The sequence below is a fragment of the Nostoc sp. UHCC 0251 genome (genome assembly GCF_034932245.1).
In the GTDB taxonomy this organism is placed as follows: Bacteria; Cyanobacteriota; Cyanobacteriia; order Cyanobacteriales; family Nostocaceae; genus Nostoc.
Genome location: NZ_JAYGHD010000062.1, coordinates 5,973 through 21,455, shown reverse-complemented (window position 1 = coordinate 21,455; position 15,483 = coordinate 5,973). Strand labels below are relative to the sequence as shown.

Annotated in this window: 16 protein-coding genes; 8 read left to right on the top strand and 8 right to left on the bottom strand. The window is 43.2% G+C overall.

Translation table 11 applies throughout. From position 1 onward, the window contains the following. Positions 1-133: 133 nt before the first annotated feature. Positions 134-2,641 (bottom strand): DNA gyrase subunit A, encoded by a 2,508-nt coding sequence (gene gyrA / locus VB740_RS10140; RefSeq protein WP_323199898.1) that lies wholly within the window; start codon positions 2,639-2,641, stop codon positions 134-136. A 327-nt stretch (positions 2,642-2,968) separates the two neighbouring features. Between gyrA and VB740_RS10135 the strand changes: the two genes are divergently transcribed. Beyond that, on the top strand, positions 2,969-3,373 hold the full coding sequence (locus tag VB740_RS10135) for a response regulator (RefSeq protein ID WP_323199897.1): 405 nt from the start codon (positions 2,969-2,971) through the stop codon (positions 3,371-3,373). 211 nt (positions 3,374-3,584) lie between these two features. Here the strand turns inward: VB740_RS10135 and VB740_RS10130 are convergent, their stop codons facing one another. Beyond that, positions 3,585-4,472 (bottom strand): tetratricopeptide repeat protein, encoded by an 888-nt coding sequence (locus tag VB740_RS10130; protein WP_323199896.1) that lies wholly within the window; start codon positions 4,470-4,472, stop codon positions 3,585-3,587. A gap of 514 nt (positions 4,473-4,986) precedes the next feature. On the opposite strand from VB740_RS10130, the gene VB740_RS10125 reads away from it, so the two are divergent. From VB740_RS10125 to VB740_RS10105, 5 genes are all read left to right on the top strand, one after another. Continuing rightward, a complete protein-coding gene (locus VB740_RS10125; protein WP_323199895.1) occupies positions 4,987-6,552 on the top strand; it encodes an efflux RND transporter periplasmic adaptor subunit in 1,566 nt (521 codons plus the stop codon). Positions 6,553-6,574: 22 nt separating this feature from the next. Then, positions 6,575-7,855 (top strand): ABC transporter permease, encoded by a 1,281-nt coding sequence (locus VB740_RS10120; RefSeq protein ID WP_323199894.1) that lies wholly within the window; start codon positions 6,575-6,577, stop codon positions 7,853-7,855. A gap of 91 nt (positions 7,856-7,946) precedes the next feature. After that, on the top strand, positions 7,947-8,354 hold the full coding sequence (locus VB740_RS10115) for a four helix bundle protein (RefSeq protein WP_323199893.1): 408 nt from the start codon (positions 7,947-7,949) through the stop codon (positions 8,352-8,354). A 208-nt stretch (positions 8,355-8,562) separates the two neighbouring features. Beyond that, positions 8,563-9,234: an ABC transporter ATP-binding protein gene (locus tag VB740_RS10110; protein ID WP_323199892.1), complete on the top strand. Its 672-nt coding sequence runs from the start codon at positions 8,563-8,565 to the stop codon at positions 9,232-9,234. 116 nt (positions 9,235-9,350) lie between these two features. Continuing rightward, positions 9,351-10,769 carry a TolC family protein gene (locus tag VB740_RS10105; protein ID WP_323199891.1) on the top strand — a complete coding sequence of 473 codons (1,419 nt, stop codon included), beginning with the start codon at positions 9,351-9,353 and terminating at the stop codon, positions 10,767-10,769. A gap of 8 nt (positions 10,770-10,777) precedes the next feature. On the opposite strand, the gene VB740_RS10100 is transcribed toward VB740_RS10105, so the two are convergent. Further along, positions 10,778-11,596 carry a class I SAM-dependent methyltransferase gene (locus tag VB740_RS10100; protein ID WP_323199890.1) on the bottom strand — a complete coding sequence of 273 codons (819 nt, stop codon included), beginning with the start codon at positions 11,594-11,596 and terminating at the stop codon, positions 10,778-10,780. A 6-nt stretch (positions 11,597-11,602) separates the two neighbouring features. Between VB740_RS10100 and VB740_RS10095 the strand changes: the two genes are divergently transcribed. After that, positions 11,603-12,352: a class I SAM-dependent methyltransferase gene (locus VB740_RS10095; protein WP_323199889.1), complete on the top strand. Its 750-nt coding sequence runs from the start codon at positions 11,603-11,605 to the stop codon at positions 12,350-12,352. Positions 12,353-12,446: 94 nt separating this feature from the next. On the opposite strand, the gene VB740_RS10090 is transcribed toward VB740_RS10095, so the two are convergent. Both VB740_RS10090 and VB740_RS10085 read right to left on the bottom strand, forming a co-directional pair. Beyond that, positions 12,447-12,743, bottom strand: a complete 297-nt coding sequence (locus tag VB740_RS10090) for a hypothetical protein (RefSeq protein WP_323199888.1) — start codon at positions 12,741-12,743, stop codon at positions 12,447-12,449. A 28-nt stretch (positions 12,744-12,771) separates the two neighbouring features. Next, the gene (locus VB740_RS10085; protein WP_323199899.1) at positions 12,772-13,239 is read right to left on the bottom strand and encodes a VOC family protein; all 468 of its coding nucleotides are present in this window, start codon (positions 13,237-13,239) and stop codon (positions 12,772-12,774) included. 77 nt (positions 13,240-13,316) lie between these two features. Between VB740_RS10085 and VB740_RS10080 the strand changes: the two genes are divergently transcribed. Further along, the gene (locus VB740_RS10080; protein WP_323199887.1) at positions 13,317-13,790 is read left to right on the top strand and encodes a DUF4385 domain-containing protein; all 474 of its coding nucleotides are present in this window, start codon (positions 13,317-13,319) and stop codon (positions 13,788-13,790) included. 204 nt (positions 13,791-13,994) lie between these two features. Here VB740_RS10080 and VB740_RS10075 read toward each other — a convergent pair whose 3' ends face one another. From VB740_RS10075 to VB740_RS10065, 3 genes are all read right to left on the bottom strand, one after another. Then, positions 13,995-14,240, bottom strand: coding sequence for a hypothetical protein (locus VB740_RS10075; protein ID WP_323199886.1), 246 nt, complete (start codon positions 14,238-14,240; stop codon positions 13,995-13,997). 277 nt (positions 14,241-14,517) lie between these two features. Then, positions 14,518-14,739, bottom strand: a complete 222-nt coding sequence (locus VB740_RS10070) for a DUF433 domain-containing protein (RefSeq protein ID WP_323199885.1) — start codon at positions 14,737-14,739, stop codon at positions 14,518-14,520. Between the two features lie 89 nt (positions 14,740-14,828). Next, on the bottom strand, positions 14,829-15,483 hold a 655-nt coding region (locus VB740_RS10065; RefSeq protein WP_323199884.1), incomplete at its 5' end, for a tetratricopeptide repeat protein.

Below are 15,483 nucleotides of genomic sequence, written 5' to 3'. Positions count from 1 at the left end.
ATTATTCAATTTTGGGAGCGAAGATGATCGTTAGATTCTTCCTCCCCTGCTTCCCTTGCACCCCCTGCTTCCCCTGCTTGCCAAAGCGATGGGATATTTTTTAGTTGGAAGTCCCTTATTTTGATCCCCCTTGCTAACGAACTTCAGCAACCGTAATGATTTTCTCATCGCGGTTGAGTTGGAGGATGCTTTCACCTTTGACATCTCTGCCTAAGAGAGGCACTGTTTCCACAGGTATCCGCACTACCCGTTCTTTATTCGTCACTAAAGCTACCTCGCCAGATGCAATCGCCAGAACCATCCCAGCTAAGTTGTCAGTTTTGCTGGCAAATTTCATCGCTTGCGTGCCTAAATCGCCGCGATTAGCCGCTCTTAACTGGCTTGCAGCCATCCGCTTGGCATATCCTTCTTGAGTAACTAGCAGCAGTTGATCATCTTTACCGACAGTGACACAGCCAACCATTTCCTGATTTCTCAATAGTCGAAATGCTTGTAAACCCATCGCTGTACGTCCCATGACAGGTAATTGTTCATCATTGACTGCAAAGCGCAACACTCGCCCACCTGAACTAGCTAAAATTAGATGCTCCCCTGGAGCGGTGAACTGGGTAAATGCCAATTCATCATCGTCTTTGAGCTTCAAAATCGTGATTCCGCGTCGAGTCAAGTTAGTAAATTCTCCCAGAGACAACCGCTTAATTCGTCCCTGTTTTGTTAAGAGAATCATCTGCTTAGTTTCGAGATTTTCTGGCAGTAAAAAGCGGCTGACCACAGCTTCTTGAGCACCTTGAGCAGTATTACTGAGCATGGTAATCAAAGGTTTTCCCCGTGGAGAACGCCCAGTCGTTGGCGGAATTTCTCCCACATTCACCGGATACACTTTGCCGCCACCAGTGAGTATTAGCAAGTCTTTTCCTGTGTCAGTTAAAACAGTTTGGATAATAAAGTCATTATCGTGTAGACCATTTTCAGCTTTTGACTTTCTCCCAGATGGCTGGGTGCGGCGGACATAACCTCGTTGGGTAAATTCTAAAACTGCCTCTTCTACTGGTTCAGAAGATTTAAATTCCTCCTCCTCTGCCCCTCTGCTCCTCTGCCCCTCTGCTCCTCTGCCCCTCTGCTCCTCTGTCTTAGACTTCTGCTCCTCTCCAATTTTTGTCCGCCGAGGATCGTTGTACTTGCGCTTGAGCGATCGCAAATCTTTTTTCAGTGCCTTGAGTAATTCCCGGCGATCGCTTAGTAATAGCTCCAACAATCTAATTTGTTCACTTAGCTGCTCAAATTCCTGCTGTAAATTTTGCTGTTCCAAACTAGTGAGGCGGCGCAACGGCATAGCCAGAATTGCATCTCCTTGTACCTCACTCAAATCTAGTCGGCTACAAAGATTAATTTTTGCCGTACTCCCATCGGGAGCTTGCCGCAAAGTTTCAATTACCTGATCCAAATTAGATAGTGCTTTGAGTAAACCTTCCACCAAATGCACACGACTTTGGGCCTTCTCCAACTCGTAATTGTAGCGACGGTTGAGCGTCTCTTCTCGGAAACTCAAAAACTCTTGCAACAGTTGACGCAAACTTAACTGGCGGGGTTGTCCATTTACTATTGCTAAGAGAATCGCCCCAAAAGTCATTTGCAAAGCAGTTTGGTGATACAAATGCTGGAGAACTTCTTGGGGATTGGTATCGCGTTTGAGTTCAATTACCACCCGCATCCCTTCGCGATCGCTCTCATCCCGAAGATCAGAAATTCCTTGTAAGCGTCCTTGATTTACTAAGTCCGCTACCTTCTCAATCCAGGCAGCCTTATTTACTTGATATGGCAATTCTGTAATGATAATTGCCGTCCGTCGCTTGCTTCCCCTTGTGGCTGGAATTTCCTCTAGAGTAGCGACTCCCCGCACTATAATTCCACCTTTACCTGTGGTGTATGCTTCTCGAATTCCCGTCTCACCAACTATTTCTCCACCAGTGGGAAAGTCTGGCCCTGGAATTAACTCAAATAACTTTTCATCTGGCAAATCTGGGTTGTCGATTAAGGCAATTAACCCATCCACAATTTCCCCCAAGTTGTGCGGTGGTACATTCGTTGCCATTCCCACGGCAATACCAGAACAACCATTGAGCAATAAAAACGGCAACTGAGCAGGTAGCACTGTTGGTTCTTGCTGGGAATTATCAAAGTTCCCGACAAATTCCACAGTTTCTTCGCCAATTTCTGTCAGCATTCCCTCATGGCTGATGGGTGCAAGGCGCGTTTCTGTGTAGCGCATCGCCGCTGGCGGGTCATTATCGACGCTGCCAAAGTTACCGTGTCCTGCTAGTAAAGGATAGCGACTAGAAAAGTCCTGTACCAGCCTCACTAAGGCATCGTAAACTGATTGGTCGCCGTGGGGATGGTATTTACCCAGCACATCACCCACTACACGGGCACATTTTCGATAGGGTCTATCTGGTACTAAACCGAGTTCGTGCATTGCATATAGAATGCGGCGATGCACTGGTTTTAAGCCATCACGCACGTCTGGTAGCGCTCGCCCGACAATTACGCTCATGGCATATTCTAGATAAGACCGTTGCATCTCGGTGTGCAGGGCTGTTGGAATTACCTGTCCCGTTGAGAGAAGGTTTAACTGTTTTGCCATGAGTTTTTTCCCTGAAATTTAACTACACAAAAGCCGACAGAACTCAATATTGCAGCAACCACAGCATAACGGATGAAATGGGATTCCTAACAAAATATTGATGGTCATAAAAGAAAAAGCAGTAGTATCATCCTTAATGACAAGCGTGTACATTGACTATTAAAAAGGACACAGCTACCTTGCTATCTGTTTTAATCGAATGATAATTTGCTGCACACTTAATTTGTATAGACTCCATAGCCAGGATACTTGTGATGATTGGATTTTCTCATTTTTAATTTTGAATTACCTAATTTCCTTACTTCTACCTCTATAACTAAAATTCTCATGAAAACTGTTTTAATTGTCGAAGACGATCTAATTAATGCTCGTGTTTTTTCCAAAATTTTGTCCAAGCGTGGCGGCTTGGGTGTTAAACACACTGAAAATGTCGAAGAAGTAATAAAAATTGCCCAATCAGGAGAAGCCGACCTGATTTTGATGGATGTTTCTTTGTCCAGAAGTGTTTACCAAGGTAAATCTGTTGATGGCATCAAAATTACACAAATGTTAAAATCTGACCCAAAAACAGCAAACTTACCGATTATTTTGGTGACGGCACATGCTATGGAAGGCGATCGCGAAAATTTTCTCAAGCAAAGCGGCGCTGATGGCTACATTTCTAAACCAGTTGTTGACCATCAACAGTTTGTTGACCAAATCATCGCACTTCTACCCACAGACGACCATTGAGAATTGACGACTTATTTCAGGAATACTCGCCCGCAAACGTTTTTGGGCGACTACTTCCTGTATGGATTTAGTATAGATGTACTACGAAAAGGTACTATTAGGCAAGTGGTAATAGGAATTGGGAATTGGGCATTGGGCATTGGGAATTGCATTGGTTCTTAATTCTTCTCCCCCTGCCTCCCCTGCTCCCCCTGCTCCCCACTCCCCACTCCTATTGGGTAGGCTGTTGTTCCGGGGCTGATAATGAGTTTTCTCTTTGCTGTAGGGCTGCTTGAATACGGGGTAATTCTAGGAATTTTTTCGTATCAGACAGTAGCCGATCGCCCCAGAGATTTTCTTTGAGGAAATCCAAATTAGCATAGCGCTGATCGATGCGGAGTGCGGCTTCTCCCAAGGTTAGTCCTTGTTGGCTATCGCCTTTAGTATACAGTGCCACTGCCAAGGCCAATAAAGGTTCTGCGGCTTGTTTATCAATCGTTACAGCAGATTGCCATTGCTTAATTGCTTCGGGGATATCACCCTGTTCGTAGTTGATTAAGCCAATATTGTTGATCGCCGGCCAGAATTTTTTATCTTTAGAAACTGCTGTATTGTACTGCGCGATCGCATCTGGCAATCGACCCAGCATAAAGTAAGCATTACCCAAATTAAATAAACCCTCTGGATCATTGGGTTTTAACTTCAAACCGTCTTGGTAATTGACAACAGCTGCTTGATAATTTTTCTGCTGAAAATTAGCTGAACCCAAAGCAAACAAAATATCACCATTTTTAGGGTTGATAGATTGCGCTTTTTTCAGACTAGCGATCGCCGCGTCAAACTCTTTGGTTTGCAGTTGCAATCCACCTAAGAGCAACCACACCTTATCATTTTTCGGAGCCAGTTGACTAGCCAGCCGCGCTCGTGGCAAAGCTAATTCAACCTGGTTAAACTGAGCTAGTTGAGCCGCCTCTTGTGCCAAGCTCAACCCCTGCTTCTCTAACTTTGTCCCATCTAGTTGCAGTGTATGGGGTATTAATGCCTGCGCGTTAGCGACTTTTGGCATACTCCACAAACTACAGACCATTAGAAAAGAAATCAAACGAACATGTTTAGGCACACTACCGCCTTTAAGCCACTAATCAAAGAATCTTTCAGCTAGCTTAAACGATCTCCGCTGTTGACGGCAGTAAAATCTTCCCAATCTTAGGGAAAGGGTGAGGGGAGAAAGGGAGCAGGGGAAAAATTCTTCTCCTTCCCTATGCCTAAAAAAACTGATGACTTTGGTCATACATCAGTCTGGAATTACTAGTGACTTTCGTCATACATGGGTTTGGACTTTTTGATCAATAATTATAATGTATGAATTTATACGGAAATGCAAATATTAAATACTTTGATGGATGTCCAAATAAAAGCAACTGTCTAAGATTGCTGAATCCAAACCTCAGCAAAATAGAACTTTAATGCCAATAAGGAGTTAATTCCATTTTGAAACTAGAGCGTGTATCAATAGTCTTAGCTGCTACTGCTAAAACTCTAAAAACTCAAAATCATTGTCAGTATAAGGCTATCAAGCTATAGTTTTAGCCGTGAATAACCAGATCGGTAGCCGTTTTTTTAGATGAAGATATATGAAAATTGATACATCAAAGTCCGTAGATTCATCGATTTCAGTTCCAAAGGTAAAGAAAAAAAAGGGCAGACGTAATTGGCTCTCTTGGCTAATTGCTCTTTGCCTTTTGGGTGGAATTAGCTATGCAGTTTATTACCAAGTAGCTGTCGTTTCCCGTCAAGAAGCCAGTCGTCGGGTGCTGACAAGACCTGTACAAAGGCAGAGTTTAACAATGACAGTTTCAGCAAACGGAACGGTGAAGCCTGAGCGGTCAATTAACCTCAGCCCGAAAAATTCCGGTATCTTGAAAACACTGTTGGCGAAGGAAGGGGATCTCGTTAAACAAGGACAGATTGTCGCTTACATGGATGATTCTAACTTGCGGGGGCAACTCACCTCTGCTCAAGGACAGTTGGCACAAGCCGAAGCGAATTTGCAAAAAGCGATCGCAGGTAATCGCCCTCAAGATATTGCTCAAGCTCAAGGAGTATTAGACGAAGCCCAGGCGAATCTACAAAAGGTACAAGCAGGCAATCGCTCTCAAGATATTGCCCAAGCACAGGCACGTTTGCAAAGCGCTCAAGCCGCCCTCCGCCAAGCAGAAGATGATCTTGTTCGTAATCAGCAACTTTACAATGCAGGCGGTATTTCCCTTCAGACTCTTAACCAAATCCGTGCTACTCGTGACAGCGCCCAAGCTAGTGTCAATGAAGCACAGCAAGCACTGGCTCTGCAAAAAGCCGGATCACGTCCAGAAGACATCGAGCAAGCCCGAGCTGTAGTGAAGCAGAGACAGCAAGCTTTGGCACTTGTGAAAGCTGGTACACGCCAAGAAGATATTGACGCAGCCCGCGCCCAGGTAACATCTGCTCGTGGTTCGCTGCAAAACATCCAAGCCCAAATTAATGACACGATCATTCGCGCCCCTTTTGATGGTGTGGTGACAAAAAAGTTTGCTGATCCCGGTGCTTTCGTGACACCCACAACTGCTAGTAGTGAAGTAGCTTCTTCTTCTTCTTCTTCAATCTTGTCTTTAGCTTCAACAAATGAAATTGTCGCCAGTTTAGCGGAAACCAATATTTCCAAAATCAGCCTTGGTCAAAAAGTCTCGATTCAAGCAGATGCCTACCCAGGAAAAACCTTTGAAGGTAAAGTCAGCCAGATCGCTGCCCAAGCAATAGTAGAGCAAAATGTCACCAGTTTTGAAGTGAGAGTATCACTTTCAGATCCTCAAAGGCTACTGCGATCTGGGATGAATGTGGAAGTAGATTTTCAAGTCGGTCAAGTTGAAAATGCTTTAGTAGTGCCAACAGCCTCAGTGGTGCGTCAACAAAATGCCACAGGTGTGTTTGTGGCTGGAGCAGATAACAAACCTGTATTTACTCCCATCGAGACTGGCGTCACTGCAAATAACTTTACCGAAGTTAAGTCTGGATTGACAGGAGACGAGAGAGTATTACTCAGTTTCCCACCAGGATCGCGTCCGCAATCAACACCACGAGGAGGAGTTTTTCCTGGTTTAGGAGGAGGCGGAGGAAGAGGAGCCGGTGGCGGCGGAGGTCGTTCAGGCGGTGGTTCTCCTTAAAGTTAGTTGTAAATAAAACCTTATGTTTAAGATATTTAGCGGCTTTAATAAAGCTAAGAAGACCCGCACAGTACCGTTGTTGGAAATTTTGACAATGGCGGCAGAGACTCTGTGGAGTAACAAATTACGCACAGGTTTAACTATGTTGGGCGTGATTATTGGGATTTCCTCAGTCATTGCGATTACTTCTGTCGGTCAGGGAGTGCAAAAGGGGGTTGAGCAACAGATACAAGCATTGGGTACAGATGTGATCCAAATCTTAGCGGGTGCTGCAAGAAGCGGGAATGTCCGTCAAGGAGTCGGTTCTAGCAGCACCTTGACTTGGGAAGATGCAAAGGCGATCGCTACACAAGCGCCATCAGCACAGATGGTTTCTGCCTATCTCCAACGAAACGCTCAAGTTGTATATGCAGGACAGAACACCTCAACAACCATTTATGGCACAGATTTGAACTACCCAGAAGTTAGAAATACCCACCCCCAGCAAGGGAGATATTTTACTCAAGAAGAACTAGATACTACCGCACAGGTTGCCATTCTTGGCCCCACAGTCCAAAGAACACTTTTTGGACAGAGTACCAATGTCATCGGCGAGAGAATTCGCATTCAGGGAGAGGCTTATGAAGTGATTGGGGTGATGGAACCTAAAGGTTCTCAGGGACCGATGGATCGAGATGACCAGATTTTCATTCCTTTAACTAGTATGTCGAAGAGACTAGTTGGGAACAATGCCCTGGTAGGCGTTTCTGTAAATGGAATTTTAGTCAAAGGTGCTAATCAGGAAGAATTAGAAGCCGCTCAGTTTCAAGTCACCAATCTTTTACGGTTGCGTCACAACATTTATCCGCCACAAGCCGATGATTTTCGGCTGACCAATCAAGCTGATATTGTTAGTACCTTCACTAATATTGTGGGTTTATTTACAGTCATGGTGGTAGCGATCGCAGGAATTTCGTTAGTGGTTGGTGGAATTGGTATTGCCAACATTATGCTGGTTTCCGTGGTTGAGCGGACGCGAGAAATTGGGATTCGCAAAGCCGTAGGAGCCACCAATTCTGCAATCCTGAATCAATTTTTAGCCGAAGCGATCGTAATTTCCATTGCTGGTGGAGGTATTGGAATGGCGACTGGCATTTTATTAGCCTTTATAGCTGCAAGCACTTTCAAATTCCCCTTTGTCATTTCTTTTTTGTCGATCATTGCTGGCTTTGGACTCTCATTGAGCGTTGGCTTACTTGCTGGGGTAATTCCAGCACGCAACGCATCTAAATTAGATCCAATCACTGCTTTAAGAAGCGACTAAGCCTAAGAGTGCTGAGTGCTGAGTGCTGAGTAGTGAGTGCCCAGTTGTAAGTTACTTAGTTGTTAATTTTCAAATTTGAGTGGTCAGTAAAATGAGTAAAATTGAGCGATTTGAAGATTTGATTGCTTGGCAAAAAGCAAGAATTCTTACTAGAGATATTTATCAGGTTACTCACCAGGGCGCGTTTGCTAGAGACTTTGGATTATCGGGACAAATACAAAGGGCAGCAGTGTCTATCATGTCTAACATTGCGGAGGGATTTGAAAGAAGTTATTTAGGAGAATTTCATCAGTTTCTTTCAATAGCAAAGTCATCTTGTGCAGAATTGCGTTCTCAACTTTATGTAGCTCTAGATGTTGGCTACCTCGATCAAGTCAAATTCAACCAACTTTTAAATCAAGCAGAAGAAGTGGGCAAAATTATTGGCGGACTTCGCATCTCAGTTAGTAAGCAAAAACAGCAAAAAAACTCAGCCCCCATCACTAAAGAAAAGTGCTGAGTAGTGAGTGCTGAGTGCTGAGTAAAAACCCAGTTTTGTCAATCCTTTGAGCAATCAGCACTGTCCTAACCTATGTGACTACGGCTATAAACTCTCACTACTCACTTTACTACTCATTTCTCACTACTCACTTTACTACTCAGCACTCAGCACTCAGCACTCAGCACTCATTACTCAGCACTCAGCACTCATTACTCAGCACTCAATTATGCCAACAATGATCTGGATGGAATCTATTACTAAAACTTACTATTTGGGAGAAGTTAGTGTTCCAATACTCAAGGGAATTCAACTCTCTATTGAGGAAGGGGAATATGTCTCCATTATGGGTGCGTCAGGTTCGGGGAAATCTACGCTGATGAATATTTTGGGATGTCTGGATCGTCCTACAACTGGAGACTATATTTTTGAAGGCAGAAACCTGACGACTTTTGATGATGATGAATTGGCCTATATTCGCAATCAAAGAATAGGTTTTGTTTTCCAACAATTTAACCTATTGGCGCGGGCGACAGCGCTAGAAAATGTCATGTTGCCAATGGTTTACGCTAATTTACCCAAACCAAAACGCCGTCAAAGGGCATTAGAAGCGTTGGAAAAAGTAGGACTACAAGGACGCATATCTAACCGCCCTAGCCAACTTTCTGGGGGACAACAACAAAGGGTAGCGATCGCTCGTGCTTTGGTAAACCGACCTGCATTAGTTTTGGCAGATGAGCCAACCGGAGCTTTAGATACTGAAACTTCCCATGAGGTGATGAGTTTGCTGACAGAACTTAATGACCAGGGTATCACAATTGTGATTGTCACTCATGAGCCAGATATCGCGGCTCAAACCAAAAGGATTATTCGAGTTCAGGATGGTTTGATTGTCGGCTAATTTGTTAATATCAACCTTTAGAGGGAGAATTTAAGACTTAAATCTCTGTAGTCAATCATGATGAAAACTTTTGATTGTATCCTCAAAGAAACCTAATTAATGACTACATCTAGATTATGAATTTCAGCTTATTCTTCGTGCATTTTACCTGGGTTAGCGTAGTGAGCGCTATTCTGTTTCCAACTTTAGCAAGTGCAGCAACTCCCCCAAAACCGCAAAATACCTCAAGCCTTGTACAGGTTCCCAATAACCTCAACCTCAACCCCAATCCCAATCCTCTCCAACTTCCTACCAAACCGGAGGAAGTAAAGGTTCAAGGAATTGTGCCAATCAGTTTGGCACAAGCTTTAGAACTAGCAAAACGCAACAATCGAGACTTACAGGTAGCCATATTAGAGCTAGAACGCAGTCGCTCAGAGTTACGTGAGTCTCAAGCTGCCTTGTTTCCTACTCTTGGAATCAACAGTAGTTTGACTAATAGTGGGAATGGTTTGACTAGCAATTCATCTCAAGCCAGCACGTCTTTCAGTGGTTCAGCAGACCTAAATTATAACCTCTATACTTCTGGGAACCGAAAAGCTAATATCCAAGCGGCTGAGGAACAGCTAAGGATAGATGAATTAGATGTTGAGAATACATCTCTGGAAATCGAGCTAAATGTTAGAACTGAATATTACGATTTGCTACAAGCAGATGAACAAGTACGAATTAATCGATCTGCTGTGGAGAATGCCCAGGCTAGTTTGCGGGATACTCAAGCCAGAGAACAGGCTGGAGTAGGTACGCGCTTCGATGTACTGCAAGCTCAGGTGAATTTAGCAAACGCCCAACAACAACTGGTTGATTCTCTTTCGCAGCAACAAATCGCCCGTCGTCGGTTAGCAACTCGGTTAAGTTTGGCACAGTCGGTTAATATCGCTGCGGCAGATCCGGTACAATTAGCAGGACTTTGGCAGCCAACACTAGAAGAAACTATTGTCCGAGCCTTTCAAAATCGTCCAGAACTGCAACAGCAATTAGCACAACGTAACATTAGTGAGCAACGGCGACGACAAGCACTTTCACAGTTGGGGCCGCAAATTAGTTCGACAGGTAACTATAATCTATTAGATCGCTATGATGATGGCGTCAGCATTACTGATGGCTATTCATTGGGACTCGCAGGAAATTTAAGATTGTTCGATGGGGGAGCAGCAAGAGCAAGTGCGGCTCAGTCGAGAGCTAATATTGCGATCGCAGAGTCTCAATTTGGTAGCCAGCGTGACCTAATTCGCTTTGATGTAGAACAGTACTATTCTCAATTGCAATCCAATTTAAATAATGTGCAGACTTCTAGTGTGGCTTTGAATCAAGCCAGGGAAGCTCTGAATTTAGCAAGGCTGAGGTTCCAAGCTGGTGTGGGCACTCAAACAGAGGTGATTGATGCTGAAAATGACCTGACAAGAGCAGAAGGTAATCGAGTCACGGCTATTTTGGATTACAATCGCGCTCTAGCTAATTTGCAAAGATCAGTCACTTCCAGACCTTCGCGCTAAGGTAAAACTTATTTTCGAGCGCGGACAAATAACTTTGTCGTGTCTTCCCAAATATTTCGATCAGTTGTTAGTTTCTCAATTTCTGCTTTGTACTCAACTTGCAACTGATTTAATTGTTCTTGTGATAATTTTGACAACAAAGGATTACCTTTAAAATTTATATTCATTGCTATCTCAGATAATTCTTTATCCCTTAGAGGGCGATAACGTCCTGATGGCTCAATCTTAATTTCGATATCTCTAAAACCTGCCTGAATGAGCAAATTACGACATTTTTCTGGAGTTCCAAGTGGTTCAAGGATGTGTGATAATGATACACCCAAAACTCTAGCGCAGACACTCTGCTGAAGAGATGCCATATAAGCAGTTTCGGGAGGACAGGTAAATGCCACAAACCCTCCTGTTTTCAAGAAGCGATACCACTTTTGCAAAATAGCAAGGATATCAGGAAAAAGTACAATTGCTTCACAGCAAAAGACAACATCAAAACTACTATCATTAAAGTGAAAATATTCTGCATCTGCCTCAATCAACTCGATATTTTCTAACTTTGCTGCGGCAATCTTCAGTCTTGCTTGATGCAACATTCCAGGAGTCATGTCAATTCCAATCACATAACCCTCAGAACCAACTTTTTCAGCTGCGGCTATCGCCAATAAGCCTGTTCCAGTCGCTACATCAAGGATTTTCTGCCCCAGTCCTAGCGGTACAAATTCAAGTAAAATCTTGGCTTCTAGAGGATGGCGAGTACCTTTCTCATGGTCATAAGTAGTTCTACTACCATAAAATTCTCTTAGCTGCTGCTTATAATTATCCCGATTAGTCATAAACAAATGTCAAAATTTCTCCATTTTATAGTAACTTTTGTTGTGATACTGAGTTGCTCACTGCTGAACCCAAGCCTGACAGCACAAGCCGCGACTGGTGCGATTGCAGTTTACGAACAACGGATAATCCACAGTCCAGATGGTATCGGCAAATATTACATGGGGCGAGAAATTGCCAAAGTTATGGGATACACAGGCGCAGGCTGGCTAGAACGTCCAAGCCGAGAGGGAGAAGAACAGCCAAGTAAGGTAGTCAACGTCCTCAACCTTAAACCTAACGATGTAGTAGCAGATATTGGCGCTGGTACAGGTTACTTGAGCTTTCGCATTGCGCCGTTATTAACAGCAGGTAAAGTTTTGGCTGTAGATGTTCAGCCAGAAATGTTGGAAATCATTGAGTTGTTCAAAAAAGAAAAAAATATCACCAATGTTGAGCCTGTTTTAGCAAGTCTTAGCGACCCTAATTTACCATCCGAAAGTATCGATTTGGCGTTGATGGTAGATGCTTATCATGAACTTGAGTATCCCCAAGAAGTGATGCAAGGAATTGTCAAAGCACTTAAACCAGGTGGTCGGGTAGTGCTGGTTGAGTATCGGGGTGAAAATCCTTTTATTATGATTAAAGGTCTGCACAAAATGACTCAAAAGCAAGTCCGCAAAGAAATGCAAGCTGTTGGTTTGGTTTGGCGGGAAACTAAAAACTTGTTACCTCAACAGCATTTGATGGTGTTTGAGAAACCCAATACTAATTCGTAATTCGTAATTCGTAATTCGTAATTAATCGATAGAAGACAGTTGGTTACTCTGCACCATTAATTACGAATTATTTGGTTACAGCGCTTTTCTGGGATCAATCTATTTTTTTGGGAATTAAGCTGGCGCTTTTGGTGACACTATCCCAAACAATCCAGTTAAAAGAATTATCTAAATCATCGGGGCTATTTGAAACTTTAAAATATAGCTTTTCTTCACGTTTTCTTTCAACGGCAAAGTCTGCATTTTGAGCATAAGCGACTATAAAACCTTTGTCTCGCAAACAATACATCGCCCAAGCTTTCAATGATTGCTTGTATGGTTCGTGTGGAATTGGCGGTTTTGTGATAACATCTTCGATTACTTTAAAGATTTGCGTGAGATTTGCAGCCATAGTAAATACTTTTGTTATTACCCCTAAGTTAACTAGCTTCTGGATCGCAACGAATTTCAATCATAAAGCCATCTGGATCGTAAAAATACACTCCTCTACCAGTAGGACGAGTGACTGGGCCATGTGCGATCGCTATTTTATTTTCTCTGATCACTGTCACCGCGCGATCAAATAACTGCGGATCTATATCAAAGGCGAGATGGTAGGCTCTGGTGAAAGTCTTTTCTGGGTCTGGATTTGGTGGTGATAATTCTGGTTCCCCAAATAAATCCAGAATTGTACCATCCGGGGTGATAAAGTTGGCTACTTTCCCAGATGCGACAAGTTCCACCAAGGTTGCGGGTACTTCGTCGCCTGTGAGTTCGTGCAAACCCAGGATAGTACCGTAAAAGTAGCGAGAAGCTTGCATATTCTGGACGTTGAGGGCAATGTGATGCACTTTACGTAGATTGCCCGGTGCAAGGACACTGTTCACGGATTGGGTGCTAGATAGCATCATAAAACAAAATTTCCCTACAGAGATAGAAGCTCGACTTTTTTCTTAAAGTTTATTATTCATAATAAACACTTAGCATGGCTTTTGATTATTCTTTAGACTTTAAAAATATTGATTTTCGCCAACATCCTGAACTCTATCGCGTTGGTAAGGGCGAACAGGGTGTACTTTTGGTAGAACCATACAAATCAGAAATCCTTCCTTACTGGCGGTTCAAAACTCCTGATATTGCTAGAGAGTCGAGTGAAAAAATTTACGAGCTTTTTCTTGATTATTTAGAGAAAGATGATTTTGTCGGTGCAGATATGGCACGGAAATTTATCCAAATGGGCTATACTCGCTCTCGCCGTTATGCTAATCATAAAAGCGGCAGGAAGTATAAACAAAATTCCGAAGATTCAGGTTCCAAAAAAGAGATTCTTCCTTATGAAGTAGACTCCGTTAAAGCGGAATCAGCAGCAATATTTAAAGCTAAGTGGGTAGAAGCAAAGACAAATGACAAATATCAAGAGCTTTTAGCCAAACATAAACAGATGTATGAAGTAGACTAGCTGTGTGTCAAGTTGAAGTTATTTTTGTGAGAATCTCCGTGTTGCTCTTGAAGACTTGTGAATGAGCCTCTGAACTCCTTTAATGAGTCTTTGAACTCCTTTAATGAGTCTTTGATACTCGTGAACGTGTTATTGTTGCCAATTAATTTTAGATTAACGCGATCGCATTTCCCCACTCAGCAATCCAATAATAATCATAGTTGCCTAAGCGATCGCATCTGGCAGTGTGATAGTAACCACATCACCTGCTTGAATCGTTGCTAAAGCTTCTTGAACTTTAGGCATCAGAAGTTTCAGAACTTCTAAACGATTGCTGGGAGATGCGAGAACGATTATAGCTAAGTTGATATTATTCAAGTTTTGTTGAGCTGTTAAGTTTTGATCAATGGTGATGAATACATCAAACTCTGTCTTCGCTAGTCCCAGTAACTCACCGTTCTTTGGGAGCAATGCGATTTTGTGAGGTGAGTAAGCAGGGGAGGCAGAGGAGGCAGAGGAGGCAGGGGGAGAGAAAGAAATTAAGTGTATTTTGAACTATTTTAGTAGTAAAAGTTATTAGTATTTTCTCTTTACTTCCCCTGCTTCCCCTGCTCCCCCTGCTCATTAGACGATGATCTCACTTTTTCGCGTTGCTCCCCCGTTCTTTTTACTTGCCCATCCTTGCTCTGGTACAGTCACAACCTCATGACCTGTGATTTCTCGCTTTAATTTCTTAGGCAGGCATTCATCAAGCAGCACTTTCATAAGAAGATAATACCTTTTTCAGGGCTAGCTTGAGAAATGCTGTTGCCTGTGCGCGGCTCACAGTGGGAAAATCTTCTAGAAAGTCATCAAGGCGATCGCCTGCTTCGAGATAATCAATCAATGTTTGTACTGGTACGCGAGTTCCATAGAAAACGGGTGTACTAGAAAGGATGTCGGGAGAACTCTGTATTAGTTGAGATTCCATATTGCATCTGGCAGTGTGATATTTAGGGATTGCATAAGCTGGTTATATTGTCACCAATTAATTTAAGATTAACGCGATCGCATTTCCCCTTATTCACCCATTGAAACTTGACTGCGGTCAAACAACCACCCATCGCCCACTATCTCCTCTAGACGTTGATTGAGTCGAGGGAGGAAATATTCTGGATCATTTAGCCGTTGCTGAGTAAACCAATTACCAAACGCTTCCTGTGTTTCAATTCCTTGGTTACTTGCCGCCCCTGATATCATCTCAAAACTACGCTCTTGAAGTTCCTCTAACTGGGGATGACCTTCACCTCGGTAGTTGGAAAAGAACATAGCCGTTGTCCCTAACACAGCTTTTAATTCATCGCCTTGAGGTAGTGCATTATATAAAGCACTAATTAACCGAATGGTTTGTGCTAAGGGAGCTTGAATCCTCAGCGTCAGCCAGATTGCTTGAGCCAGGTAAACCAAACTGTTGCTTTCATCCGTTAAGTCTAAATTACTCAGAACTGTTACCAAATTACTGTATGCACTTATTTGTGCAAGTGTAGAAACAACTTGCTCCCAGAGTGCGATCGCTCTAGCTATGTCCCCTTGGTCGGCGATTACCTGAGCCATGTTGTTGAGGGTAGTGGCTTTACCTTTCATATTGCCAATCTGCTCAGATATTTCCAAAGATTGCTCCCAGAGTGCGATCGCTCTAGCTATGTCTCCTTGTTGGGCGATTACCAGTGCCATG

Bases quoted from the DNA above. Each gene is read 5' to 3' on its own strand.
- gyrA (WP_323199898.1), bottom strand. From the start codon at position 2,641: ATGGCAAAACAGTTAAACCTTCTCTCAACGGGACAGGTAATTCCAACA.
- VB740_RS10135 (WP_323199897.1), top strand. From the start codon at position 2,969: ATGAAAACTGTTTTAATTGTCGAAGACGATCTAATTAATGCTCGTGTT.
- VB740_RS10125 (WP_323199895.1), top strand. From the start codon at position 4,987: ATGAAAATTGATACATCAAAGTCCGTAGATTCATCGATTTCAGTTCCA.
- VB740_RS10120 (WP_323199894.1), top strand. From the start codon at position 6,575: ATGTTTAAGATATTTAGCGGCTTTAATAAAGCTAAGAAGACCCGCACA.
- VB740_RS10115 (WP_323199893.1), top strand. From the start codon at position 7,947: ATGAGTAAAATTGAGCGATTTGAAGATTTGATTGCTTGGCAAAAAGCA.
- VB740_RS10110 (WP_323199892.1), top strand. From the start codon at position 8,563: ATGCCAACAATGATCTGGATGGAATCTATTACTAAAACTTACTATTTG.
- VB740_RS10105 (WP_323199891.1), top strand. From the start codon at position 9,351: ATGAATTTCAGCTTATTCTTCGTGCATTTTACCTGGGTTAGCGTAGTG.
- VB740_RS10100 (WP_323199890.1), bottom strand. From the start codon at position 11,596: ATGACTAATCGGGATAATTATAAGCAGCAGCTAAGAGAATTTTATGGT.
- VB740_RS10095 (WP_323199889.1), top strand. From the start codon at position 11,603: ATGTCAAAATTTCTCCATTTTATAGTAACTTTTGTTGTGATACTGAGT.
- VB740_RS10090 (WP_323199888.1), bottom strand. From the start codon at position 12,743: ATGGCTGCAAATCTCACGCAAATCTTTAAAGTAATCGAAGATGTTATC.
- VB740_RS10085 (WP_323199899.1), bottom strand. From the start codon at position 13,239: ATGCTATCTAGCACCCAATCCGTGAACAGTGTCCTTGCACCGGGCAAT.
- VB740_RS10080 (WP_323199887.1), top strand. From the start codon at position 13,317: ATGGCTTTTGATTATTCTTTAGACTTTAAAAATATTGATTTTCGCCAA.
- VB740_RS10070 (WP_323199885.1), bottom strand. From the start codon at position 14,739: ATGGAATCTCAACTAATACAGAGTTCTCCCGACATCCTTTCTAGTACA.